Source organism: Pseudomonas syringae KCTC 12500, from assembly GCF_000507185.2.
GTDB lineage: Bacteria > Pseudomonadota > Gammaproteobacteria > Pseudomonadales > Pseudomonadaceae > Aquipseudomonas > Aquipseudomonas syringae.
In genome coordinates this window covers 363,129-387,670 of the sequence record NZ_AYTM02000002.1, presented here as the reverse complement: position 1 = coordinate 387,670, position 24,542 = coordinate 363,129, and the positions used below count along the sequence as shown (strand labels likewise).

Here is a 24,542-nt window from a genome sequence, read left to right as displayed (position 1 = left end):
AGTGATGCCTCAATGCGGCCGATAACTGTATCAGGCTGCACATGCTCCATTTTTCGTTGGGCCCCGGTATGAACCGCCCTGTAGAAGTAGCAACACGACCCAAACTGGCTTTGCAGTCCTACCTGGACGCACTGCTGTACGACGCGACTGAAGTGCTCGAAGAGCCCGTCAGCAGCATCGATGAATTTCAGGCGGCTGTGCTCGAAGAGCAGGCCTTTGATGCGCGGATGCAGGCGCAGATCAAGCCGCTGGCGGTCGCGGTTGCCGCGCCGGCTCCGGTGGCTGTCAAGGTGCAGGTAGCAGCGCCCGCGCCAGTGGTTGAAGTCGCTCCGGTGATCGTTGCCGAAGCGGTGCAGGTTGAAGTGGCTCAGGTTGAAGAGGCAGTGACAACCGTTGCGCTGGTGGAACCGGTCGCCGAGTTGAGCACGCTGGCAGCCCGGCGTACCCCTACACCACCGCCGACCAGTGATGGTCGTCCGGCATGGGCTGCCGAGCCATTCGAATGCCTGTTGTTCGATGTGGCCGGTCTGACACTGGCGGTGCCGCTGGTGTGCCTGGGGTCGATATATCCGCTGGCGGGGCAGGAGCTGACGCCGCTGTTCGGTCAGCCGGACTGGTTTCTCGGGATCCTGCCGTGTCAGGCAGGCAACCTGAAAGTGTTGGATACCGCGCGCTGGATCATGCCTGATCGCTACCGCGACGATTTTCGCCAGGGATTGCAGTATGTGATTTCGGTGCAGGGATACGAGTGGGGGCTGGCGGTGCATCAGGTCAGCCGTTCGTTGCGTCTTGATCCGAACGAGATCAAATGGCGCGCGCAGCGAGGTCATCGTCCATGGCTGGCGGGTACGGTCATCGAGCATATGTGCGCGTTGCTGGATGTAGCAGAGTTGGCCGAGCTGATAGCCAGTGGTGCGGTCAAGCAGTTGAACAAGTCGAAATAATCATGGGTCGATGCCAGTGGCGTCACCTGCAAAGAACACACGTGAGGGGTTGGGGTTATGAATAAGTCGTCTGCACAAGGTTCCGAAGATCCTATTCTGCAATGGGTTACGTTCCGCCTGGACAACGAGTCCTACGGCATCAACGTAATGCAGGTGCAGGAAGTGCTGCGCTACACTGAAATCGCCCCGGTGCCGGGTGCGCCAAGCTACGTGCTGGGCATCATCAACCTGCGCGGTAACGTCGTGACGGTGATCGACACCCGTCAGCGTTTTGGCCTGGACCCGGTTGAAGTCAGCGACAACACGCGTATCGTGATCATCGAAGCCGACAAGCAAGTGGTCGGTATTCTGGTCGACAGCGTTGCGGAAGTGGTTTACTTGCGTCAGTCAGAAGTTGAAACTGCGCCTAACGTCGGTAACGACGAATCGGCCAAGTTCATTCAGGGCGTTTGCAACAAGAACGGCGAACTGTTGATTCTGGTTGAACTGGACAAAATGATGTCCGAAGAAGAGTGGTCCGATCTGGAGAACATCTGATTGATCTTTGAGGTAGCTGTCGTCTTTCTGGGCATTCTCTGGGTAGTGACCCTGTTTATGTTCCTGGCCCATACCAGGCGTCAGCGCAAGCTCGACGCCGAGCGTGATGATGCGGCTGCCTTGCGGGATCAGCGGATCAAGGAGTTGGCCAGGCGTCTGGACAACTACCAGAACGGCACGGTGCGCATGGGCGAGGCGTTGCATGAGCTGCGTGCCGTCGTTGCGCCGTTGCCGGACAAGCTCACCGCTCTGGAGCAGCGCGATCCCTCCACGCTATCCTTCGCCCAGGCCGCCCGTCTGGTCGGCATGGGTGCCAGCATCGACGAGCTGACCCAGTCCTGCGGCCTGACCCAGGCCGAAGCGCAACTGATGACCAAACTGCACGGTAATACAGCGAGCTAGTTTCTCGGTCGTATGGCTATCGTTCCCATGCTCCGCGTGGGAATGCAGTTCGTGACGCTCCGTCGTCAGCGCCATCGCGATAAAAAAGCGCGTTTACGATAGCCGTGAGTGCTGGACCGTTCGGAACCTGTAACTCTCATGCCTGTGCCGTTACTGCTCGTCCAGCGCAAACTCGGTCAGGCAGAACGTCGGGATCTTCAGGTCGTTAAGACGCTGGGAGCCGCCCAGTTCCGGCAGGTCGATGATCGCAGCAGCCTCGTACACTTCGGCACCCATACGGCGGATCAGATTGGCAGCGGCGATCAGCGTGCCTCCGGTCGCGATCAAGTCATCGAACATGATGACCGAGTCACCTTCGCACAGACTGTCGGCATGCACTTCCAGATACGCTTCGCCGTATTCGGTCTGATACGCCTCGGACAGTACATCGGCAGGCAGTTTGCCTTGTTTGCGGAACAGCACCAGCGGCTTGTTCAATTGATACGCGACCACCGAACCGATCAGAAAACCCCGCGCGTCCATGACGCCGATATGGCTGAACTCGGCATCGATGTAGCGCTGCACGAAGCTGTCAATCACCTGACGGGTGGCCTTGGGCGACTGGAACAGGGGTGTGATATCGCGGAAGACCACGCCCGGCTTGGGGAAGTCCACGACCGGGCGGATGAGGGATTTGAAGTTCGATTGATCGAAAGTCATCAGGGGATTCCATGGCAGTTTTGGCCGACAGTTTAAGCCGACCCGCCAAAGATCGCACGTTTCAGCTTTGCATCGACCCGCCAGCCAGTGCGCACAGCTCGATGGGGGCGAGGATGTGAATCTCTTTGCCCTCGGCAGAAATCAGCTGATTTTGCTGGAACCGGGTAAAGACACGGGACACGGTCTCGACTGCCAGACCCAGGTGATTACCGATTTCGTTGCGCGACATACTCAGGCGGAACTGATTGGCCGAAAAGCCTCTGGCGCGGAAGCGTGCAGACAGGTTGATCAGAAACGTGGCGATACGCTCATCGGCGGTCTTTTTCGAGAGCAGCAGCATCATTTGCTGATCGTCACGGATCTCACGGCTCATGACGCGCATCAACTGCCGACGCAGTTGCGGCAGTTTCGCGGAAAGCTCGTCCAGACGCTCGAAAGGGATTTCGCAGACCGACGTGGTTTCCAGTGCCTGGGCCGAGACTGGGTAAGCCTCGGCGTCCATGCCGGACATGCCCACCAGTTCGCTGGGCAGGTGAAAACCGGTGAGCTGTTCTTCACCGCTGTCACTGATATTGAAGGTTTTCAACGCCCCGGAACGCACCGCATAGACCGACTCGAAGGTGTCCCCCTGACGAAACAGAAATTCGCCTTTCTTCAGCGGGCGGCCGCGTTTGACGATCTGGTCAAGGCAGTCCATGTCTTCGGTATTCAACGAAAGGGGCAGGCACAACGGCGCGAGACTGCAATCCTTGCAGTGAGCCTGGTTTTGCGCGCGCGACTTGACTGGCTCGGACATCACTTAATTCCTTGTGGGAAATCACACATAAGCCGTAAGGGTAACTCACCCGTGCTTGTCGGGGCCAGCCTGCAAATCGGTCGGCGTCGTCAAGGTTACAGGTTGCCTGCCGATAACCACGTATTCCTTCAGCCAAGCCAGGATGCCTCGTCATGTCAACGACACTCCCGTTGATCAGCAGCATTACGATACGGACTGCGACCTCGCAGACCACCTACAGTAACGCTGAGCAAATCACTACCGCGGCGTCGGCAAGTGAGACAAAGGGCGTACAGGTCAATTTGTCGGCAGAAGGCAAGGCGGCTGCGTCATCGTCTTCCAGAAACGCTGATATCGAACAGAGCGGCCTGCCTGGTTCCGTGCAGAAGATCCTCAAGGCGATTCGCGAACTTCAGCGCAGGATCGAGGAAACCATGGAGCAGATCCAGAAGGCGCTGAATGACCCCAGCCTGAGCCCCGAGGAGCGAAGGACCAAGGCTGCGGCGCTACAGACCGTGCTCAGCACGTTGCAGGCGCAAGTGAGCAATTCCACGGCCGATCTGTCGTCGCTCATGAACAGCCTGGGCTCCAGTGACGCCGACAAGACCAAGGCGGGGATGCTGGTTCTGGCCAAAATGTAGCACCCGGCCGCGGGTCATATCACCTGGGAGAACTGCTGTCTGTTCTGCCGGGTCAAGTAAGTATCGAAGACCATGCACACTGCGCGTACCAAAAGGCGGCCTGCCGGTCTGACTTCAATGCCCGTCTCGCTCAGCGTAATCAGCCCGTCGCTCGCCATGCCAAGCAGTTGCGGCCACGCTTCGCTGAAATAGTCCCTGAAATCGATGCAAAAAGTCTTTTCGATCTCGCCGAAATCCAGCGTGAAGTGGCAGATCAACTGCTGAATGATCGCGCGCCTGATGCGGTCGTCATCGTTGCAGATCAGCCCGCGTCGGGTTGCTGGCTGGTCGCTGTCCAGCAGCCTCAAGTACTCGTTCAGGTCGCTGCTGTTCTGGCTGTACAGCTCGCCGACCTGGCTGATGGCCGAGACACCCAGGCCGATGAGGTCGCAGTGACCGTGCGTGGTATAGCCCTGAAAGTTGCGCTGCAGGGTCAGGTCTTCCTGAGCGGTGGCCAACTCGTCGTCGGGCAGGGCGAAATGGTCCATGCCGATGTAGCGATAGCCGGCGTTGCCCAATTGCTCGACGGTGCGCTCCAGCATCAGCAGTTTGCTTTCTGCATCCGGCAGGTCTGCCACGTCGATGCGCCGCTGCGGCATGAAGCGCTCGGGCAGATGCGCATAGTTGAACACCGACAACCGATCGGGCTGCAGATCGATGACCTTGTCCACGGTGTGGCTGAAGGTTTGCGGATTCTGTGTGGGCAGACCGTAGATCAGATCAATATTCACCGAACGAAATTGCAGCGTGCGCGCCGCTTCAACGATTGCGCGGGTCTCTTCCAGGCTCTGCATGCGGTTGATCGCCCGCTGCACCGTCGGGTCGAGGTCCTGCACGCCCAGGCTGACCCGGTTGAAACCCAGCTCGCGCAGCAGCCCCATCGTCGACCAGTCGGCTTCGCGAGGATCGATCTCGATGCCATAGTCGCCGGAGTCGTCGTCCAGCAGGTTGAAATGCAAGCGCAGCTGCGCCATCAAGCGGCGCAGTTCGTCGTGACTGAGAAAGGTCGGCGTACCGCCGCCCAGATGCAGTTGCTCCACCACCTGACCGGGCGCCAAGTGACAGGCGAGCATCTGTATCTCGTGCTCGAGCCGTTGCAGGTAGGCCTGAGCGCGTCCGCGATCCTTAGTGATGACTTTGTTGCAGGCGCAGTAGTAGCAAATGTTCGCGCAGAAGGGCAGGTGCACGTAGAGCGACAACTGACGTGACGCCTTGCGGCTTTCGCGCAGCGCGTGCAGCAGGTCGAAGGCGCTCACTTGGGTATGAAACTGCATCGCTGTCGGATAGGACGTATAGCGCGGTCCGGCCACATCGTAGCGATGGATCAGGTCTGAATTCCAACGAATGGCGTCAAGCATGCGCGCGTTTCCCGGTCCGGCTGGCGATATCGCGAGCATACGCAGGAGGCGGAGGGTCGGCGTTGATGTGGATCAAATGGCAAGAGTTGCCGGCCTCAATGTGCCATCAGCCAGTGCTGATGCGGGCCTGGCAAGGTCCAGATACCGAAGACCATCACCAGCAAGCCTCCCGCCATGCGCACGCCACGTATGCGCAGTAAAGCCGTGATGCGTTCGGCAGTCAGGCCGGTGGCCAGCAGAACGGGCCAGGTGCCCAGCCCGAAGGCCAGCATCAGCAGTGCGCTGTCGAGAGGATTGCCCTGGCTGGCGGCCCACAGCAGGGCGCTGTACACCAGCCCGCAGGGCAGCCAGCCCCACAGGGCACCGAGCAACAAGGCGCGCGGCACACTGGACACCGGCAACAGGCGACTGGCCAAGGGTTGCAAATAACGCCACAGGCCTCGGCCTAGACGTTCTATATAGGTCAGTCCGCTCCACCAGCCGGCCAGGTACAGCCCCATCATGATCAGCAACACGGCGGCGACGATGCGCAGGCCCGTCGCCAGCGGACTTTGCGCCACAGCCCAGCCGACCAGTCCGGAACACAGGCCGGCTGCGGCGTAACTGAGAATGCGCCCCAGGTTGTAGGCCAGCAGCAGACGAAACCGGCGGCTGCGCTGTTCCTTGGGGATGGCCAGCGTCAGGGCGCCCATCAGGCCGCCACACATGCCCAGACAGTGGCCGCCGCCGAGCAGCCCGAGAATGAACGCCGAGAACAGCATCGAAGCGAGTTCAAACATCGCGTTTCTCGTCCGGGCCCGGTTGGGGAGACTCAGGCGGGGCATGCTCCACAGGCGGTGTGTCGTCGAACAATATGCTGTGTGCCGGACCGTCCATGTCGTCGTACTGACCGCTGTCCACTGCCCAGAAGAACACGTAGATCGCCACGCCCACCAGCAACAGAGCGGCAGGAATCATGATGTAAAGCGCGGGCATGAAACCTCCGGGGCAGATGGGGAAACGGGCGCACGACGCGGCAGGCGGGTCAGGCGCAAGGCGTTGAGTACCACAGTCAGCGAACTGAGCGACATGCCGATCGCCGCCCACACCGGAGTGATCCAGCCCAGCGCCGCGAAGGGCAGCATGAGGCCATTGTACAGACCGGCCCAGAGCAGGTTTTCGATAATGACGCTACGCGTGCGCCGGGCCAGATTCAGCGCGTCGATCAGCACCGGCAAACGGTTACACAGCAGCACGGCGTCAGCGCTGGTTTTGGCGAGGTCGGTGGCCGAGCCCATCGCCACACTGATGTCGGCTGCTGCCATGACCGGTACGTCGTTCACTCCGTCACCGATCATCAGCACCTTGCGCCCCTGAGCCTGAAGCTGGCGCAGCACCTCCAGCTTATCGTCCGGGCGCATGCCGCCACGCGCCTCGTCTATGCCCAGCGCCTGCGCGACACGGTCAACCATCGGCGAGCTGTCACCAGACAAAAGCAGCGTCTTCCAGCCCCGCGCCCGGCACGCGTGTAACAGAGTGCCTGCATCCTCGCGCAGTCGGTCGTCCAGTACCAACCATGCGAGTGGGCCCTGCGTATCGCCCAGCAACAGCCATTGGCCGGAACGCTCGGTTGGCAAGGGTGTTTCAGCACCGCTCAGCGCACAGACGAAGGCCGCCTCGCCGATGCGCAGCAGATGCCCGTCAACACGACCTTGCAGGCCCAGTCCCGGTGTGCTGAGCACCTCTTCGGCAGCCGTTGGCGCTCGACCGAAGGCGCGGGCGATGGGATGCTCGGAGCGGTTTTCCAGGGCTGCCGCCAGTTCCAGGCAGCGATTGGCGTCCAGCTCGCGCAACGGGTGAATGCCGCGCAGTGTCAGGCGCCCTTCGGTCAGGGTGCCGGTCTTGTCGAAGATGACCGTATCGATCTGGTTGAGGCCTTCGAGCACATGACCCCGGGTCAGCAGCAAACCAAGTTTGTGCAGCGTGCCGGTCGCCGCAGTCAATGCAGTCGGCGTCGCCAGCGACAGTGCGCAGGGGCAGGTAGCGACGAGCATGGCCAAAACGATCCAGAACGCGCGCGATGCGTCCAGCTGCCACCAGATCACTCCGATCAGCGCGGCCGCGATCAGCGAAAGCAGCAGAAAGGTCTGTGCTGCACGGTCGGCGATCTGCGCGAGTCGGGGCTTTTCTGCCTGCGCGCGTTCGAGCAGTCGGACAATGGCCGAAAGACGGGTTTCGTGGCCCAGCGCCGTCACGGCAACAGTCAGCGGGCTTTCGACATTCAGCGTTCCTGCGGTGACCGCATCGCCCACGCTGCGCATCTGTGGCAGGTATTCGCCGGTCAACAGCGATTCATCGACACTGGAGTGACCCTCGAGGATTTTGCCATCGGCCGGTATCACTGCACCGGGCTGCACCAGCACCCGATCAGCCAGGTGCAGTTCGCTGAGCATGATGCGCTGGCTCTGGCCGTCATCGCTGAGGCGCAGGCATGAGGCGGGCAGCACGTTGACCAGTTGGGCTGTGGCCGCCGCCGTGCGCTCGCGAGCCCGGCGTTCCAGGTAACGTCCTGCCAGCAGGAACAGCGCAAACATGCCGACTGCATCGAAATACAGTTCGCCAGCGCCGGTGACGGCGGTCCAGATCCCTGCGGCGTAGGCCGCGCCTATTGCCAGCGACACCGAGACATCCATTGTCAGGTGACGGCTGCGCAGGTCGCGCCACGCGCCGCGAAAGAACGGCGCGCAACTGTAGAAGACGATCGGCGTGGTCAGAAACAGCGCCACCCAGCGCAGGATGGTGTGCATCTGCGGGCTGAGGTCGATATTGAACTCAGGCCAGGTGGCCATGGTTGCCATCATTGCCTGAAACCACAGCAGGCCGGCGACGCCCAGTTGTCGCAACGCCAGGCGATTGTCACTCGCCATGCGTTCGGTAGCGCGGTCGGCCTGCCATGGATGGGCGACATAGCCAATCGCGTGCAGTTCGTTCAGCAATTGGCTGAGGGCAAGCTGGTCGGCGTTCCAGCGCACCAGCAGGCGATGAGTGGACAGGTTCAGCCGCGCTTCGGTCACCGCTGGCAATCGCCCCAGGCGTTGCTCGATCAGCCAGCCGCAGGCCGCGCAACTGATGCCTTCGACAAGCAGGGTGGCCTCTGAGAGGTCGCCGTCGTGGCGCACGAACGGCGCCTGTACGTCGGGGGGGTCGTAGAGCGCCAGGTCATCGAGCAATTGGCTGGGCAGGCTTTCCGGGTTGGCCGAGGTTTCACTGCGATGGCGGTAATAGTTGTCCAGACCGCTCGCGACGATGGCCTCGGTTACTGCCTGGCAACCGGGGCAGCACAGCTGTCGGGTTGCACCGAGCACCACCGCGTTGAAATGGCTGCCCGCCGGAACCGGCAGGCCGCAGTGGTAACAGTGCACCGGCGCGGGGGAGAAGGGCTTTGCCACGTTCAGTCTTTCCGGCGTTGCGCGGCTTGCAGGGGTTCATCACCCAGGGTCACGTCATTGGTGCCGATCTGTTCTTCCTCGAACAGGCGCCAGGTCTGCTCGCCTTCGACACCCAGCAGTTCCACAAAACGCCGACCGTTGACCTTGTCCTGCAACTGACCGATGTAACGGCCTGGTTCGGACGGGCTGCGGGTCAGGAACACCCGGCGATCACTGTCAGGGCGCGTGGGCGAAATCAGGTTGAGTTCTAGACGCTCCGGGTTGCTGTTGCCACTCAGGCGAAGTTCGACTTCGCCGGTCAGCTCATCCATTTTCAGGCGCGCGTGCAGCTTGAGGGTCTGGGCGAGCACTTCACGATTCAACGAGCGATTGATGCCCTTGCCGGCCTCGTAATAGTTATCGGTGACCAGCGGATCCGGGTGGGTCACGGCGATGAACACCATCGACAGGCTCAAGGTCACCGAGCCGGTCAGGATGGCGATGATGATCCATGGCCAGAGATGCCGGTACCAGGGGCTTGCAGCAGTCGCAGCGGGCATGACGGGGCTCTTAACGAATAGGTGGGCCAAGAAAGCGGCTTTGGGTCTCGACCTGTGTATCGCTGTCGATGTCCTTGAGGGTAAAGGTTACCTCGTTGCTGTGCGACGGTAGTTTTTCCGGCGCGCTGGACAGCTCCACCGGCAGGCTGACGATTTCACCCGCCGGGACGCTGATTTCCCGACGGCCCTGCAGTTTCAGGTCGGAAAGGCCGCTGGCCTGCAGGACATAGGTGTGGTCCACCTGATCCTTGTTCATCACTTTCAGGCTGTAGACGTTTTCGATCCGGCCCTCGGCGTTTTCCCGGAACAGCATGCGGTCCTTGCTGACCTCCAGGCCCACCAGCGTACGCATCCAGAAAGCAGCCGTCAGCAGCGCAATCATCAGCAGCAGGACCAGCGCATAACCGATCAGGCGCGGGCGCAGGGTGCGGGTGCGTTGCCCGGCAAGGTTGTGCTCGGTGGTGTAGCGAATCAGGCCGCGAGGGTAATCCATCTTGTCCATGACCGTATCGCAGGCATCGACGCACGCTGCACAGCTGATGCACTCCACCTGCAGGCCGTCACGAATGTCGATGCCGGTCGGGCAGACCTGCACGCACATCGTGCAGTCGATGCAGTCACCCAGCCCCAGTGCCTGAGGATCGGCTTCCTTCTTGCGCGGGCCTCGGGCTTCGCCACGATTCTGGTCGTAGGAGATGATCAGCGTGTCCTTGTCGAACATCACGCTCTGGAACCGCGCATAGGGGCACATGTAAATGCATACCTGTTCGCGCAGCCAGCCGGCATTAAGGTAAGTGGCCAGGGTAAAGAAACCGACCCAGAAATAGGCCCAGCCATCCGCCTGGCCCGTGAACAGATCCACGCACAGCGTGCGAATGGGCGAGAAATAGCCCACGAAGGTCATACCGGTGGCAAACCCGATCAGCAACCACAGGCTGTGCTTGGCGAACTTGCGCAGCATTTTGCCGGCACTCATAGGGGCATGGTCGAGCCTGATGCGCTGGTTGCGGTCGCCTTCAGTCACTTTCTCGCACCACATGAAGATCCAGGTCCAGACACTCTGCGGGCAGGTATAGCCACACCAGACCCGCCCGGCATAGACGGTGATGAAGAACAACCCGAACGCTGCAACGATCAGAATGCCGGACAAGAGGATGAAGTCCTGCGGCCAGAACGTTGCGCCGAAGATGTAGAACTTGCGTTCCGGCAGGTTCCACCAGACCGCCTGATGCCCGCTGCGACTCAGCCAGACCGTGCCGAAAAAGATCAGCAGCAACAGCGCGCCGCCGAGCATCCGCACATTTCGAAACAGGCCTTTGAACGCGCGGGTCTGGATCTTCTCGCGCGAAGCATAGAGGTCGGTGAATTCGCCGCCTGTTTCGGATGCCGGGGTGATGTTGTGTACTGGAATCTGTTTGGTCATCGATGAGTCCAGCGGCAGTGGCTTGGCCCCGACCGATACAGGTCAGGCAGGTTCACATCCGCGTTCAACGTGATGCACGTGAATAAGCGGCCGCTTCTTCATTCAACTGGCTGACCCAGGGATTGAGCAACGCGACCCCGGACGACTGAAAATCCATTGTGTTGCGTGTAACCACGGTCATGCCATGCACCAGCGCAGTGGCTGCTATCAAAGCATCGCATTCGCTGCGCGGGTCGGGAACGTGCAGTTGAGCGCAGCGTCTTGCGACCTGGGTGTCGACTGTCAGGATACGCCCGGCGAACGCCTTCAATACATGCTGGTCGAGCCACATTCGCAATCCTGCGCCTTGTGTCGGCTCGCGGCGTTCGATGCGCAGGATACCTGTTTCGAGTTCAAGAATCGTGATGGACGAGATGAACAGACTGGAGGCCATTTGTGTTCGCGACCAGCGCAGTACGTTGGCGTCTGCAGTGCGCTTTCTGAGCTCTGAAACCACGTTGGTGTCGAGCAGGAACATCAGGACAGATCAACCTGTCGGGGCGTGATCACGGCGCGCTGAGGCTCGAACTCGATATCGATGTCAGTGGGCATTATCAGCATGTCGGCGATGCTTGCCGCGCTGCCGGTCAGCTTCAGGTAATCCTCGATGCAAAGCAGCACATGGGCCGGGCGGCCGCGGTCGGTAATGAACACCGGGCCTTCATTAGCCGCTTTCTTGGCCCCGCTGGTGTCCTGATTGAATTCACGGCTGGAGAGGGTAGTGGTCATATGTGCGACTTCCAGAATGAGTAGACAGGGTGTCGTGGTCATCAACGAGTCTAGTCATGTAGAGATGTAACTACAAGGAATTTGTTCTTTCAGAATGCTACAACCCCAGGCTGACCGGAGCCCTGTCATCTGGATTCGGCTGGCGGCTCCTGGCGGGACAGGCTGTAAACATAGGCAGCCAGAATATGAACCCGGTCATTGCCTTGCAATGCTTGCTGAGCAGGCATCTGGCCCTGGCGGCCATCACGAATGGTCTGCTGCAACTGAGCGAAGCTGGAGCCGTAGATAAACGCGTTGGGGTGGGTCAGGTCCGGCGCGCCGAGAATCGGCATTCCTTTGCCCTCTGGCCCATGACAGGCAACGCACAGGCTGGCGAAGGTCTTCTGTCCTGCCACCGGGTCAGCCTTGGCATCCTGCGGTAGTGCGCGCGCGTCCAGTTGCGTCAGCACATAGGCAGCCACATCGCGCACCCCTTGTTCGCCAAGCGCGCCGCCCAGGGCCGGCATCACGCCCATGCGCCCGGCGAGGATAGACGTCTTGATCGCCTGCGCATCGCCGCCCCAGCGCCAGTCGGCATCGGTCAGATTGGGAAAGCCATAGGCGCCTTTCGCGTCAGAGCCGTGGCAGACCGAGCAGTTGGACGCGAACAGGCGTGCGCCGATTTTCAACGCCTGCGGGTCTTTCGCCACTTCCTCGACGGGCATGGCGGCGTACTTGGCAAACAGCGGCCCGTAGCGGGCTTCGGCGTTTGCGACTTCCCGTTCCCATTCATGGACACTGGTCCAGCCTTGCTGGCCGTCGGAGAATTGTGTCTTGCTGTCCTGGTCCCGGTATTCATAACCGGGCAGCAAGCCCTGCCAGTTGCCCAGGCCCGGGTACAGGAGCAGATACCCCAGGGCAAAGACGATGGTCGCTAAGAATAGATAGAACCACCATCTGGGCAGCGGGTTGTCGTACTCCTCGATACCGTCGAATGTATGGCCGACGGTTTCATCCGTGGGTTCGTCGGGCTGACCTTTGCGCGTGGACACCAGCAGCCAGAGCATGGCGATGAGGGTGCCCAGGGTCAGGACCGCGACGTAAAGGCTCCAGAACGTGCTCATGACCGGCCTTCCCGTTCAGCCTTGGCATTTTCGACCTTGCCGATGGCCTCGGGGTCATCCGCGAAAGGCAGCAAGGTCGCGTCGTCGAAGTCTGCCTTGCGGGCAGGGCTGAACACCCACAGCATCAGGCCGATGAAGGCGACCATCACGACCAGTGTGCCAAGGCCTCGAATCATTCCGATGTCCATCATGATCACCGTTTGCTCTTGATGAGCGTGCCAAGGCCTTGCAGATAGGCCACCAGCGCGTCCATTTCGGTCTTGCCCTGCACTGCAGCCGCTGCACCGGCGATATCCGCGTCGGTGTAAGGGGTGCCGAGGGTACGCAGCACCTGCAGCTTTTTTGCAGTCTGCGTGCTGTCGATTGTCTTCTCGGCCAGGAACGGATAAGCCGGCATGATCGAGGTCGGGACCAGGTCGCGCGGGTTGTTCAGGTGTACCCGGTGCCACTCGTCCGAGTAGCGACCGCCGATCCTTGCCAGGTCCGGCCCAGTGCGTTTGGAGCCCCACAGGAAGGGATGGTCCCAGACACTTTCGCCTGCCACCGAGTAATGCCCGTAGCGCTCGGTTTCGGCGCGCAACGGGCGGATCATCTTCGAGTGGCAACCGACACAGCCATTGGCGATGAACACATCACGGCCTTCCACCTCAAGCGCGCTGCGTGGCTTCATGCCCTCGATAGGCTGGTTGGTGACGTCCTGAAAAAACAGCGGGACGATCTGCGTCAGCCCACCGATGCTCACGGCAATCACCATGAAAAAGGCCAGCAGGCCGATGTTTTTTTCCAGCGCATCGTGCTTCATCAATGCGCTCCTGCGACTGCGATGCGGGTGGCCGCTGCGGCCGCCCGCGGGTCAGAGGCACGTATCGTACGCACGACGTTGTAGGCCATCAGCAACATTCCGCTGGTGAAAATCGCGCCGCCGATGGCCCGCACGATATAGCCCAGGTGGCTGGCCTGCATGGTTTCGATGAAGGAGTAGGTCAGCGTGCCGTCGTCGTTCACCGCGCGCCACATCAGGCCCTGGGTGATGCCATTGACCCACATCGAGGTGATGTACAGCACGGTGCCGACGGTCGCGAGCCAGAAGTGCGTGTTGATCAGACTGACGCTGTACATGTGCGGGCGGGCGTAGAGTTTCGGAATCATGTGGTAGACCGACCCGATGGTAATCATCGCGACCCAGCCCAGTGCTCCGGCGTGGACATGGCCGATGGTCCAGTCCGTGTAGTGCGAAAGCGAGTTGACGGTCTTGATTGCCATCATCGGGCCTTCGAAGGTCGACATGCCATAAAAGGCCAGCGAGACCACCAGAAAGCGCAGTATCGAATCGGTCCGCAATTTATGCCACGCGCCCGACAGCGTCATCATGCCGTTGATCATCCCGCCCCAACTGGGGACCAGCAGAATGATCGACATCACCATGCCCAGCGACTGCGCCCAGTCCGGCAGGGCGGTGTAGTGCAGATGGTGCGGACCGGCCCAGATATACAGGGTGATCAATGCCCAGAAATGCACGATGGACAAACGATAGGAGTAGACCGGGCGCTCGGCCTGTTTGGGCACGAAGTAATACATCATGCCGAGAAAGCCGGTGGTCAGGAAAAACCCGACGGCATTGTGTCCGTACCACCACTGGATCATGGCATCGGTCGCACCGGCATACGCCGAATAGGATTTGAACAGGCTGACCGGCAACGAGATATGGTTGACGATGTGCAGCATGCCGGTCACGACGATGAACGCCCCGTAGAACCAGTTGGCGACATAGATATGCCGGGTGCGGCGTTTGACGATTGTGCCAAAAAACACCGCCGCGTAGGCGGCCCAGACGATGGCCAGCAGAATCGCCACCGGCCATTCGAGCTCGGCATATTCCTTGGTAGTGGTGTAGCCCATCGGCAGGGTCACGATGGCACCGACAATCACGGCCTGCCAGCCCCAGAAGGTAAAGGCCGCCAGACCATCGGAAATCAGCCGCGTCTGGCAAGTGCGTTGCACCACGTAATAGGAGGTGGCGAACAGCGCGCAGCCGCCGAAGGCGAAGATCACCAGATTGGTGTGCAGCGGGCGCAGGCGTCCGAAGGTGGTCCATTCAAGTTCCAGGTTCAGCCCTGGCCAGACCAGCTGCGAAGCAATGAACACGCCCAGACTCATGCCGACCACACCCCAGACCACGGTCATGATGGCAAACTGGCGCACCACGGTGTAGTTGTAGGTTGTCGGACTGATTCTTGTGCTCATTGCAGACTTCCACGATTCAGAGGGTTACCGCAGACGTAATCGGGCCAGGGCGATGCAGTGCTGGAAATGGCATCGAAGCACACCGAAAAGGCAGGGGCAGGAACAGACAGGCACATCAACGAGCGTCAAAGGATTGCGGCAGACGCGTGTTGGCGAGTTTAACTTTGAAACAGGGGTGTGGGAAGTCGCAGGCTCTGCACGAAAAGTGGCGGTGCTGGGTGATGCTGCATTGAGAGCAGGCTCAGAAGGTATTCCGCACCCCGTTGCAGGGTGCGGAGTTCACGCATCGCCGCTGGACTGGAATACAGCGGTGGCGATCTTCGCGTACAGACGAGTTGATCAGGACTCGCGCAAAGACTGTCACGTCTATTCAGTCGGCAGTAACACCTGTCATTGCCCAGCAAGTTGGCCTGAGCAGGCATATGACTCTGGTGACCGACTCAGCGGTGTTGTTGCACGTGCGCGCGTCCAGTGCCGTCAATGAAACCGCCCGGCTGTGTCGAGTTTGGGGCGCTCATTGTCTCGGTGCTTGACCTTGTGCACCTTGACACAGTACCCAGGCAGACCTGAATGGTGGCTGTCCGACGTGGCAGGGCATGTCGATGCACCGTGCGCTCGCGATTCGTGCGGGATGCACAATCCTGTTCGCCGTTATAGTAGCGGGCTACTCTGTGACCCAACTGAATGAGGCAACCATGAGCAACGGCTTGAAGCCTGTTATCGGTACCGATCAATGGCTGAGACTGGCCAGTGAAAGAGGCTGGCTGTGGACGCCGGCGCAGCCTGCGCATGTGCTGGACACACCGACCCTGCTGCTGGCACATGGTGCAGGCGCCCCCATGGACAGCGACTTCATGAATCGCATGGCGGCTGATCTGGCGGCGCAAGGTATCAGCGTGCTGCGCTTCGAGTTTCCCTACATGACGCAGCGGCGTCAGGGCGGCAGCAAGCGCCCACCCAATCCACAAGCGCAACTGCTGGAGTGCTGGAGAGCGGTGTTCGCCTGCGCCCGTGATTACATCCCCGGACGTCTGGCGATCGGCGGCAAATCAATGGGCGGGCGGATGGCCAGCTTGATCGCCGATGAGCTTGAGGTCGATGCGCTGGTGTGTCTGGGGTATCCGTTCTACGCCGTTGGCAAGCCAGAAAAACCACGCGTGGCTCATCTGGCCGAACTGAGGACGCCCACGCTGATCGTTCAGGGCGAACGCGACGCGCTGGGCAATCGCGAAGCAGTAGAGCGCTATGCATTGTCCAGTGCCATCCGGCTGCACTGGTTGCCGACTGCCAATCACGACCTAAAGCCACTGAAGGTCGCGGGTATCAGCCACGAGCAATGCCTGGCTGAATCCGCGAGAGAGATTGCCGGGTTCCTGCGCGGCTGAGTCACCGGCAATACAGGTCGAAGGCGCCGTCGGTCACATCAAGGTTGATGGATGACATATTGAAACTGAACACGGCCCTTATCCGCAGTGTGCAGGGGTTGGCTTCAAACAGAACCAGCCGGCCGCCCTGGAAATGCGCCGAGTGGTAGACGGTGTTCTTCCTGTGCAGCGCTTCGGTGTAGATCACCTTGATCTGCTCATGACCGATCAGGTCGTGGCCGCCGGGCTCGAGATCGCGATCCAGAAACAAGCCGATGGTGGTTCGTCGGCTGCCCACCTTGCCATCGGCGATGACCTGCCATATCCAGTGAGCGGGGGCCTGTTCCAGCTCCGATCTCAGTGTCAATCGACCTGTCAGTGAGGACGTCCTGAAAGGTTGTGTGTTGATGCTCGCGGCAAAGCGGTCTTCGAGAACAACAGGGTGGACGCAGCGTTTGGGTGAGGGAGTCGGTCGGTGCATGGGCTGGCCCTGAGAAGCTCCTGAAAACGACGACAGGGCGTTACACCTTTGGCGCAACGCCCTGCCGTATTAACAATGGGTTCAGCAATCGATCATCTGATGCCTACGCCAAGACTGGAATTGTGACTCTTCAGTTTGAAGTTGCCGCCAGTGACCATGTTTTTCACGTAATACCAGTTCCATCCGCCGATACCGGCGCTTGAAACAGTCGACGACCAATAATTGCCTTTGCCCATCGGCCAGCGATTGCCATACAGGGCGTGGATATCCACCAGCTCGTGGATGGTTGGAATCCTCGCGCCGTTGTTGCCCGCGTTTTTGCTGATCTGAGAAAAGCTGCCGCTGCCCAGGCCGATGCAATGGATGACGCCGGTGACGGTCACCGTGTATTGCTTGCTCGCGCCCAGCGCATCGGTCGCAGTAATGATGGCCGTGCCTTTGCCCCGAACCGAGGTCAGGCCATTGCTGTCCACTTTCGCGACCAGTGGGTCGCTCGAAGCGTACTGATAGGGTGCCTGTCCGCCACTGGCCTGACGCAGAAGGGTGGTGTCGGCCGGGAAGTTCGGCAACAGGTCCGGTGAGCCCGGAAGCAGATACACCTTGCCACCCAGCGTGACCGGCGAAGTGTCCAGCACCAGCTCGGGCTGCGCCGCCAGAATCTGCAAGGCCAGCGTGCCGGATACCTGAACCAGACCGTTGACGCGATTGACGACATAAGAAATCGCCACCGTCTGCCCGGCGTTTGCCGTCACCAGCGCCGCAGCAAACACTACCTCCAGCGTCTTGCCCGCGTCCGCGCCGGTCAGGGTTTTTTCCCGGGTGTCGTTGCCGTTGGGCCCTTGCCACTGGGTGATGACCTGGTCGCCCGCTTGCAGATTGGCCGTGGCGTCGATCACCACGGTTGCACCGGATGAAGCGTTGGCCGGGTCGAGCGCGGTGCCGATGGCTTCTTTCAGGGTGGGGGTGGGGAGGGGCAGTGCCACCGTCTCACGGATAGTAATTGCTGATTTCTCCGATTCAGCAATTCTGTCTTCGTGTTGTACCGTATACCAGACCTGCACCAGCCTGTTTAAATTGGCATCTACGTACCGTTTAGGAATGCGGAATACGGTTTCCCTGTTGACGGTTCCGGAATTAACAACGGTGTAGGTGCCATAGGTACCCTCTGCGTCAACGCCTTCCCAGTGAATGGTGACTTTGTCTCCCTCAGCCATTGCGCGATAAGGCGACACGCGAACAATGGCTTCGAGTGGTACATCGGCCGGGTCGAGAATGCCGTCCGCACTCAGCTTATCTACAACAGGAGCTTCCAGCGGAGTGCTGTTATCCACGTCCACGAGCAACCGTAGTGTGGGCGATTTGAAGAACGCTTTCGCGTAGGTGGTTACGGTGTAGTAAACCTCAAGTGAGCCGCCTGCCAATGCACCAACCTTTTCATCCGGGATCAAATACTCGATGCTCTTGCCGATATCATCGGCATTCAGGTTTTTAACCTCCTGATGCATGACCGTCTCACCGTTAGCAGTTTTGCCAATCCATACCAGGTTGATGTCATGGCCGTCTGCCATGAAGTAATAAGGCGGCACCTGAGTGATCACATTGTGACTATCAGGGTTCAGAACTCCATTGGTGACGCCTTGGACATGTGGTAATGATAGTTGCTGAGGTTGACCGAGTACTGCGAGAGTCAGGCTCTTTGAGCGCAACGCCTCGCCAGTGCCTTTGATCACTGTGTATTTCAGACGTGCCCGGCCCTGTGCGATGGGATGGAACTGTTCATTGGGGATGAGAAACTCCACGAAGCTGCCAGGTATCTGAACCACTTTTGATGCGCTGAAGGACTCCAGTTGAATGCCTTCTGCAGTATTACGCTCCATCACGAAGTTTATGATGTCACCGGTGGCGATACTGGCATGTGACAGCACGAGCGCTTGAACATCTGCGCCGGCCAGCTTATCGAGGTCAAGCTCCATGTTGGGCGCCTGCGGGGCGATGGGGGCCTGCAGGCTGGAGTTGCCAGCTTCGACTGTGACATAGGCTGGGAAAGAGAAGCGGGACCAGTTATTGACGATATCCCTGACATCGTACCGGACAACAATATTTTCCGAGTCCCCTGCTTCGATAATGATCTGCTTGTCGATACTCACAGTGACCGGTTTACCAACCTGGTCTGCTGTCAGAGGAGGATGTTCGACTCTGATGCCGTGCCAATAGATAAAAATCGAATCACCTGCAGCCATATTTTCGTAAGCGTCGAGGGTAACGCTTACCCCCTCAGGTGAGGTGATCACGCCAGACGGGTTGACGGTCGGGATGTCGAGCTTTTCATTTTCGTAGGGTGTGGCTGGGTCGGGATCCCGACCACCGGGGATTTCCAGTTTGACGACTATTTTGTTAACAGGCGAATGTTCCTGAATATTGGAGGGGAACGGTGTATAGAGATAGTTGACATCAGTAAGGCCTGACTGGACCCAGCGGGTATCCACATACAATGAAAAAAAGCCATTGGTGTTCGGTGAGTCTGAAGAATGTGTGTAGGTATCAATAACCTCATTGTGTGTGCCCCAGAACAGGTCGATCCGGTCTTTTGGCTTGAGGTTGATAGGGCCGATCAGTATTTCTATCGACTTGGCCGGATCTGCTACGTCAACATCGCCAATGCCTTGAGGGTTATAGCTCAAGGGCAGTGGAACAGGCAGTGCAGGTAAGGTCTGTAGTGTATTCATGGATGTTCTCTTTTTGTGTTTAACGATAAATGGCGAAGTTCAGGCGAGGTCAAATTCTGCAAAGTCCACCGACACGCATATCAACGTAGGCGCTGGCGCGTTTTGAATTACCTTGGCCCATACTGCTTCTTACCTGGAAGCTGATCTCGGCATGCCCGTAACAGTGCTGGTTCAATACAGTGCGGGGCACCAGAATATTAACGCCGTTTTGGACCTCTTCCTGAGTGAGGGCCGGTGACGTGACTGACCATTCGAATTTTTTATCATCGCCCACCAGCTCGTTGTAGGCTTCATAGGTGAAGACAATGACTTGTCCTGGGGCCATATTTAAATAGGGTTGGATAAAAATGGGGGCGCCTTGCGCACTGTTTTCAAAGGTGAGCGTGCCGTTGGCAGACAGCGACATAAATTGCGGCGCTTCTGGTCCGTCCGGGCCACCCGGTAATTCATTTTTTGAACGCACGATCAAGCCCTGCTCTGATGACGTGGAGAGATTGGGATTACCCTCGGTTTTGACGGTGTAATAAACTCTGATGTCGTTTCCTGTGCCCACGGCGGTGAACTTACTGTTCAGCGCAGTGAGCAACAGCGTACGGCCGGCGACGACGTCGCTGTTGGTGAGCGTGTAGGGTTGTTCCAATACCTCTTGGCCGCCCCAAAAGACCGTCAAGATCTGATTGGCCTTAAAGAGAGGGTTCCAGTTAACCAATACGGTGGCGTCAAGCTCAAAGTCGTTCTCATCAATAAAGTTGTCTTCATTGCTGGGCGTGTTGCTGCTACCTTTGATCGTCGGTTTGTCGAGAATGCCGGGCACGGGCAGCTCGATGTTGACAAGCACCTCAAGCGGGTCTGAAGTACCGGTAACCTGTCCGTTTCTAATGACGTCATACTTGATATCGCGCAGACCATTCTGAGCCTGTTCAATGATCAGATACGGGACATCAAAAAATAGAATGAAAGGCTCGCCCAGGTCCTCCACGGCAATAGCGGCAGGCCCTAACTCTTCAGAACCCCAGTGCAGGAGAATCTGATCGCCTTCCATCAAAAAGGACGAGAAAGGAATTTTCACCTCGACGCTGGCCATGGCTTCTGCGTAATCAACCACGCCGTCGTTATTATCAATAACCGGAGCAGGCAGGCCGGGCGTCACTTCGGTCAGAAACAGAGGGATGGTAATTTTTTGAGACTCGGCAGACGTGTTGCCGGCTCGGTCTGTCACCGTGTAATAGGTTGCACCTGCAGGGCTGCCGAGAGCAGTAAGAAACTCTTGGGTAAACAGGATTTCGATCGCTTGACTTTCATCTTCCAGACCGTTCAGTTCAAGCTCTGGACCGGGCACGTTTCCCCAATAGGTTTTGATAACGTCGCCGCGATTCAGTCCCGAATATCCGAAAATGCTACCGGTCAATACACCGCCCATGGACTGAAGCTCTTCAAGTGTCAGGCCATCTTTGGCCTCAGCCGGAAAATCCATGTAACCCAGTTGATGGGCGCCCGGAGCGGTGCGGTCGACAACAAGCGTTTTGATTTGGGACGATTGCTTCGCACCACTGGGATAACCGATCGTCATGTAGTCAAGTTCGTACGCGCCATCGTCTTTCAGTTCGGTGTCGACGGGGAGGGTCAAGCGTAATAGCGTTCCGACCGGTGGAAGAGGTATCAGTTGGCCTGCTAAACCAACTTCATCGCCATTCAATCGCAACTGGTAAGAGTCTTGAAGCCTGGCACCTTCCCAGACTGGAAAATCGACGATGATGTCATTGGCAAGGTCGGCTGTTTTTATAAGTCCGTCCACTTCGTCTGCGACAGGAACAAACGGTGGTATGAGCGTCGGTTCTTGATTGGGGCCGCGTGTGTAAAAAGTATTTTTTTGACGCATGTCGAAATTCCTCTATTTAATTTTTTATTGACCAGCAGGAGTGTCCTGATGTCGTCAGTCGATAACGATAAACCCAGGGGCGCTTGGCCGTCAGAGAGAAGCTCTTGGCTTCATCTGGATTTTTAAGTAATAGACTTTTTGAGCGGCTGTCAATGCTCTGTAAATAAATATTCTTATGGATGTAGGCTGGCTGTCCAATCCGGTGGACTTAATGTTTTGTGGGAAGGGTACTACTAAAATTTCGGAATTGGACTACTTGTTTGTTAGTGGAAATTAATTGTATCCGCTAGCGTCGCAGCCACAATAAAACTCCTATGAATGTTGAGGGTTTCTTATTGTGGCTGAGTGTTTTATTGGGAAGTGTGGGCTTTACAGGGCAGGGCTGGGCGCTATTGCTTGCCTCGCGTCGACTCACGTGATGGCCGACTCTCCGCTTAGGGAGATTGTCAGAGACCGGACAGAGTATGTGGATGCGGCCAGCGCATTTGATAGTTACTCTGTATACGGTACTGGATACCTTCATTCCGACGGGGCTGCGATCAAACATATTTATTCCTACGGCGGAAGGACCGAGTTAACTGGTAATACCCTGGTCAAGGATGGAATGTTGTCTGACCGTGACGCTCGAGCTTTAGTTAAGGACTCCACCATCCTCAGCGATCGCACGGTAGCGCTCATCGTGCAGGGCAACTCGAACGTGACACTTGAACACAGTGTCGTTGAGGGAAAAGGGGGCGGCATTACCGTTGTCGAGGACGCCTCGGCCCTGATCAGCAATACACAGGTCAGCTCGCTGCAGGATGAAGTTGGTAGACACACTGGCTGGGGCGTTGGCATTTTTGGCGCTCGCGCTGATATCACTTCCCGGAGCTACATAAAAGGCTTGTCTCACGGGGTATGGTTCACTCATCCAGGCCTCACAGTGGGTGATGGAACGCAGTTCAATCACGGTCAACTGAGCATCGACAACTCTACCGTCGAAGGGCTGACAGGAGCCGCCATAAGGGTGGAAGGGCGTGAGGGTATAAGCCACCTTGCGGATATTGAGATCAAGAACGACACCCTCCTGCTGTCCGGCAATGGCATGCTTCTTGAGGTTCTGAACCAGAGCACCGCCAACTTCAACGTCGACAACAGCACCCTCAATGGCAACCTTGTCGCCGATGACACCAGCACCCTGAACATCACGCTGCAAAACGGCGCGCAATTGAACGGCGACATCGTCAATGGCAACCGTCTGGCGATTACCTCGGGCAGTCACTGGCAGATGCATGGCGACAATGCCGTCAGGTCGCTTTCCCTGCAGGCTGGCAGGGTCTCGTTTGCTGGCGAAGGGTTTCATACCCTTTCGCTGAATGAGTTGTCAGGGGCTGGCACGTTCGGCTTGCGCGTGGATCTGGACAACGGCGTCGGAGACCTCATTGACGTCAACGGCCAGGCCAGTGGGCAGTTCGGCTTGCGGGTGCGCAACACGGGGGAGGAGATTGTGTCTGCCGACATGGCACCGCTCAAGGTGGTGCATACCGAAGGTGGCGACGCGCAATTCAGCCTGCTGGGCGGACGGGTCGACCTGGGCGCCTATTCGTATTTGCTGGAGCGGCAGGGCAATGACTGGTTCATCGTCGGTAAACACAAGGTCATAAGCCCTTCGACCCAGAGCGCGCTAGCCCTTTACAGTGCGGCACCTGCCATCTGGATGAGTGAGCTCTCTACCTTGCGTTCGCGCATGGGTGAGGTTCGTGCAAGCGGCAGGGCGGGCGGCTGGATGCGTGCCTATGGCAACAGGCTGAATGCCACGACCAGTGACGGTGTTGACTACCGGCAGAAACAAAGTGGCCTGTCGCTGGGTGCCGATGCGCCCGTCGAGGTCAGCAACGGCCAACTGGTAGTGGGTGTGCTGGGAGGGTACAGCACGTCCGGTATCGATTTGAGCCGTGGCACTACGGGTAAAGTCGACAGCTACTATGCAGGCGCCTATGCCACCTGGCTGTTGGACGAAGGCTACTACGTTGACGGCGTGCTCAAACTCAACCGCTTTCGCAACAAGGCAGATGTTGCCATGAGCGATGCAAGCAAGGCCAAGGGTGACTACACCAACAACGGGGTAGGGGGATGGGTAGAGTTCGGCCGCCACATAAAACTGGCGGACGATTACTTTCTCGAACCGTTCGCTCAGTTGTCCAGTGTCGTCGTTCAGGGACAGGAACTGCGCCTGGACAACGGCATGAAGGCGAAGAACGACCAGACCCAATCGGTATTGGGCAAGGTGGGCACCTCGCTGGGCCGCAGTGTCGCGCTCAAGGATGGCGGGGTATTGCAGCCTTATGTGCGCGTCGCCGTTGCACAGGAGTTTTCGCGCCGCAACGAGGTGAAAGCCAACGATGTGAAATTCGATAACAGCCTGTTCGGTTCGCGCGGCGAACTGGGAGCCGGGGTATCGGTGTCGCTGTCCGAGCGTATGAAACTGCACGCAGACTTCGATTACATGAAAGGGCGGCATATCGAGCAACCTTGGGGGGCAAATGTTGGGCTACGCCTGGCATTCTGATCCTTAAGGCCAGTGCCTGAGCAGCACCAGAGCCCCCGGTGAATGATCACCGGGGGCTTTTCAGTTAATGATCGGTGAACCTGCGTTTGCGTTGTCTGTGTCGGGAGGTGACAGGCACCGCGTAGTTGACGTTCACCCGTAGCACTGGCGATGTGCCGATCAGTCGATGATCACGATAAAGCTCGTAATACAGATCAACCAGACCGTACTGAATATAGGGCGTAAAAGTGTAGGAAATGCACAGCACACGTATCACGCTGTTTTCGCCTACCCGATGAAAAAGCGTTGTCGATGACAGGTTTTTTCCCCAATAAAAACGGATTTCGTCACCCCAGCACATTTTGATTGACCCTGGGATATGAATGGTAATGCCCGCATGTGCCTGTTCGTGACTGATGGAGTCAGGATCGATGTCGGGCAGCACAGGTGCTTTCAGCGTATCGGAAATGTCGGATGGAAGATGGAGGGGGCTCGCGTGCCGGTAGAGGCTCTCGTGGGGCGGGGCTTCTTGAACAGTGATCGCGCTGTCGGGATTGTTTTGTTCTTTTTGGGTGCGCGCCGCTACATCCGTGGATTGTTCTTTATCCATCGTGAACTCTTTTATTGACATTAAGTTGAGTTGTTATGTGCGTGCCGGCAGTTGT

General features: G+C 58.5%; 24 protein-coding genes. 6 read left to right on the top strand and 18 right to left on the bottom strand.

Features of this window, described 5'->3' with window-relative positions; all coding sequences use genetic code 11:
* Positions 1–41 precede the first annotated feature (41 nt).
* The 3 genes from V476_RS02240 to V476_RS02230 are packed head-to-tail and all read left to right on the top strand — an operon-like array spanning position 42 to position 1,883.
* Positions 42–944, top strand: coding sequence for a CheW domain-containing protein (locus V476_RS02240; protein ID WP_024961252.1), 903 nt, complete (start codon positions 42–44; stop codon positions 942–944).
* Between the two features lie 57 nt (positions 945–1,001).
* Complete coding sequence (locus tag V476_RS02235; RefSeq protein ID WP_003343961.1) at positions 1,002–1,481, top strand: chemotaxis protein CheW; 480 nt, start codon at positions 1,002–1,004, stop codon at positions 1,479–1,481.
* Entirely contained in the window at positions 1,482–1,883 is a 402-nt protein-coding gene (locus V476_RS02230; protein ID WP_003412376.1) for a DUF2802 domain-containing protein, read from the top strand. It abuts the gene before it with no gap.
* Between the two features lie 150 nt (positions 1,884–2,033).
* Here the strand turns inward: V476_RS02230 and V476_RS02225 are convergent, their stop codons facing one another.
* Together V476_RS02225 and fnr are read right to left on the bottom strand one after the other, a co-directional pair.
* Positions 2,034–2,582, bottom strand: a complete 549-nt coding sequence (locus V476_RS02225; RefSeq protein ID WP_003316839.1) for an adenine phosphoribosyltransferase — start codon at positions 2,580–2,582, stop codon at positions 2,034–2,036.
* A 61-nt stretch (positions 2,583–2,643) separates the two neighbouring features.
* A complete protein-coding gene (fnr, locus tag V476_RS02220; protein ID WP_003316840.1) occupies positions 2,644–3,378 on the bottom strand; it encodes a fumarate/nitrate reduction transcriptional regulator Fnr in 735 nt (244 codons plus the stop codon).
* 152 nt (positions 3,379–3,530) lie between these two features.
* Between fnr and V476_RS02215 the strand changes: the two genes are divergently transcribed.
* On the top strand, positions 3,531–3,998 hold the full coding sequence (locus tag V476_RS02215) for a hypothetical protein (RefSeq protein ID WP_003391390.1): 468 nt from the start codon (positions 3,531–3,533) through the stop codon (positions 3,996–3,998).
* A 14-nt stretch (positions 3,999–4,012) separates the two neighbouring features.
* On the opposite strand, the gene hemN is transcribed toward V476_RS02215, so the two are convergent.
* The 12 genes from hemN to ccoN all read right to left on the bottom strand — a co-directional run bounded on the left by hemN (position 4,013) and on the right by ccoN (position 14,900).
* Complete coding sequence (gene hemN, locus V476_RS02210) at positions 4,013–5,395, bottom strand: oxygen-independent coproporphyrinogen III oxidase (protein WP_024961253.1); 1,383 nt, start codon at positions 5,393–5,395, stop codon at positions 4,013–4,015.
* Between the two features lie 95 nt (positions 5,396–5,490).
* Complete coding sequence (locus V476_RS02205; protein WP_024961254.1) at positions 5,491–6,174, bottom strand: sulfite exporter TauE/SafE family protein; 684 nt, start codon at positions 6,172–6,174, stop codon at positions 5,491–5,493.
* A complete protein-coding gene (gene ccoS, locus V476_RS02200; protein WP_003391392.1) occupies positions 6,167–6,370 on the bottom strand; it encodes a cbb3-type cytochrome oxidase assembly protein CcoS in 204 nt (67 codons plus the stop codon). The genes V476_RS02205 and ccoS overlap by 8 nt, the downstream gene beginning before the upstream one ends.
* Positions 6,349–8,823 (bottom strand): heavy metal translocating P-type ATPase, encoded by a 2,475-nt coding sequence (locus tag V476_RS02195; protein WP_024961255.1) that lies wholly within the window; start codon positions 8,821–8,823, stop codon positions 6,349–6,351. Before V476_RS02195 ends, ccoS begins: the two co-directional genes overlap by 22 nt.
* A 2-nt stretch (positions 8,824–8,825) precedes the next feature.
* The gene (locus tag V476_RS02190) at positions 8,826–9,362 is read right to left on the bottom strand and encodes a FixH family protein (RefSeq protein ID WP_024961256.1); all 537 of its coding nucleotides are present in this window, start codon (positions 9,360–9,362) and stop codon (positions 8,826–8,828) included.
* A gap of 10 nt (positions 9,363–9,372) precedes the next feature.
* On the bottom strand, positions 9,373–10,785 hold the full coding sequence (ccoG, locus tag V476_RS02185; protein WP_024961257.1) for a cytochrome c oxidase accessory protein CcoG: 1,413 nt from the start codon (positions 10,783–10,785) through the stop codon (positions 9,373–9,375).
* Positions 10,786–10,849: 64 nt separating this feature from the next.
* Positions 10,850–11,302: a type II toxin-antitoxin system VapC family toxin gene (locus V476_RS02180; protein ID WP_024662702.1), complete on the bottom strand. Its 453-nt coding sequence runs from the start codon at positions 11,300–11,302 to the stop codon at positions 10,850–10,852.
* Positions 11,302–11,553 carry a type II toxin-antitoxin system prevent-host-death family antitoxin gene (locus tag V476_RS02175; RefSeq protein WP_002554250.1) on the bottom strand — a complete coding sequence of 84 codons (252 nt, stop codon included), beginning with the start codon at positions 11,551–11,553 and terminating at the stop codon, positions 11,302–11,304. Before V476_RS02175 ends, V476_RS02180 begins: the two co-directional genes overlap by 1 nt.
* A gap of 125 nt (positions 11,554–11,678) precedes the next feature.
* On the bottom strand, positions 11,679–12,656 hold the full coding sequence (ccoP, locus tag V476_RS02170; protein ID WP_024961258.1) for a cytochrome-c oxidase, cbb3-type subunit III: 978 nt from the start codon (positions 12,654–12,656) through the stop codon (positions 11,679–11,681).
* Positions 12,653–12,844, bottom strand: a complete 192-nt coding sequence (locus V476_RS02165) for a CcoQ/FixQ family Cbb3-type cytochrome c oxidase assembly chaperone (RefSeq protein WP_003316853.1) — start codon at positions 12,842–12,844, stop codon at positions 12,653–12,655. Before V476_RS02165 ends, ccoP begins: the two co-directional genes overlap by 4 nt.
* 5 nt (positions 12,845–12,849) lie before the next feature.
* Complete coding sequence (ccoO, locus tag V476_RS02160; protein ID WP_024961259.1) at positions 12,850–13,458, bottom strand: cytochrome-c oxidase, cbb3-type subunit II; 609 nt, start codon at positions 13,456–13,458, stop codon at positions 12,850–12,852.
* Positions 13,458–14,900: a cytochrome-c oxidase, cbb3-type subunit I gene (gene ccoN, locus V476_RS02155; protein WP_024961260.1), complete on the bottom strand. Its 1,443-nt coding sequence runs from the start codon at positions 14,898–14,900 to the stop codon at positions 13,458–13,460. Before ccoN ends, ccoO begins: the two co-directional genes overlap by 1 nt.
* Positions 14,901–15,595: 695 nt before the next feature.
* Here ccoN and V476_RS02150 point away from each other — a divergent pair.
* On the top strand, positions 15,596–16,285 hold the full coding sequence (locus V476_RS02150; protein ID WP_024961261.1) for an alpha/beta family hydrolase: 690 nt from the start codon (positions 15,596–15,598) through the stop codon (positions 16,283–16,285).
* A gap of 1 nt (position 16,286) precedes the next feature.
* Here V476_RS02150 and V476_RS02145 read toward each other — a convergent pair whose 3' ends face one another.
* The 3 genes from V476_RS02145 to V476_RS02135 form a co-directional block, all read right to left on the bottom strand.
* The gene (locus V476_RS02145; protein WP_004417043.1) at positions 16,287–16,745 is read right to left on the bottom strand and encodes a hypothetical protein; all 459 of its coding nucleotides are present in this window, start codon (positions 16,743–16,745) and stop codon (positions 16,287–16,289) included.
* 92 nt (positions 16,746–16,837) lie between these two features.
* On the bottom strand, positions 16,838–19,471 hold the full coding sequence (locus V476_RS02140; RefSeq protein ID WP_024961262.1) for a hypothetical protein: 2,634 nt from the start codon (positions 19,469–19,471) through the stop codon (positions 16,838–16,840).
* A gap of 49 nt (positions 19,472–19,520) precedes the next feature.
* Entirely contained in the window at positions 19,521–21,350 is a 1,830-nt protein-coding gene (locus V476_RS02135; RefSeq protein WP_024961263.1) for a hypothetical protein, read from the bottom strand.
* A 604-nt stretch (positions 21,351–21,954) separates the two neighbouring features.
* On the opposite strand from V476_RS02135, the gene V476_RS02130 reads away from it, so the two are divergent.
* Complete coding sequence (locus tag V476_RS02130) at positions 21,955–23,898, top strand: autotransporter outer membrane beta-barrel domain-containing protein (protein ID WP_024961264.1); 1,944 nt, start codon at positions 21,955–21,957, stop codon at positions 23,896–23,898.
* A gap of 64 nt (positions 23,899–23,962) precedes the next feature.
* Here the strand turns inward: V476_RS02130 and V476_RS02125 are convergent, their stop codons facing one another.
* Positions 23,963–24,487 (bottom strand): hypothetical protein, encoded by a 525-nt coding sequence (locus V476_RS02125; protein ID WP_024961265.1) that lies wholly within the window; start codon positions 24,485–24,487, stop codon positions 23,963–23,965.
* Positions 24,488–24,542 lie beyond the last annotated feature (55 nt).